We start from the raw sequence: 746 nt of genomic DNA, 5'->3' as shown, positions 1-746 counted from the left end.
AAAAGTGTATTGAAAAATACTCTTTTCTCCTGAAAAAGCCGATTCAAGACTTAAACATAACTCCTCTATGTTGTCAAGTTTTATGAAAAGAGAAAGATGTTTATAAAGCATAGCTTTCAAAGGGGGGCAGGGGGGGATACAAATGAGCGATCGCTGATAACGTAGGCTGGGTTGAGCTTGCGAAAGCCAACATATACAAGGTTGTTGTGAGGTTTCTTTAAGGCGATATATCGCGACTTTTTTCCAAAATCAATCCTCAAACCTTTAGAGGGTAAACACTTGGAGATGGAATCAGCTAGCTCTAACTATTGGACAATAGTTAGAGCGAACATCAGCATTGGCTCTGACGGAACTAATTTTAGAAGGCTATTTTTTTGACAAAAAATCCTCAAAGCTAGAGAATGTAAGCACTTGGAGATGGAATCAGTTAGGCTTAACTATTGGACAATAGTGAGAGCTAACATCAATAATCGCGAACATCAGCATTGGCTCTGAGGGAACTAATTTTAGAAGGCTATTTTTTTGACAAAAAATCCTCAAAGCTAGAGAATGTTAACACTTGGAGATGGAATCAGTTAGCTATTACTATTGTCCAATAGTAATAGCTAACATTAATAATCGCGAAAATTAGCGATATAGCTGCCACTAGGCTCCGCCAACGCTCTGGCGCAACGGATGTTAGAGGGCTATTTTTTTCCCAAAAAAAATCCTCAAAGCTAGAGAATGTTAACACTTGGAGATGGAAT

The sequence above is a fragment of the Okeania sp. SIO3I5 genome (assembly GCF_010672085.1).
In the GTDB taxonomy this organism is placed as follows: Bacteria; Cyanobacteriota; Cyanobacteriia; order Cyanobacteriales; family Microcoleaceae; genus Trichodesmium.
This window is presented reverse-complemented; position numbering follows the sequence as displayed.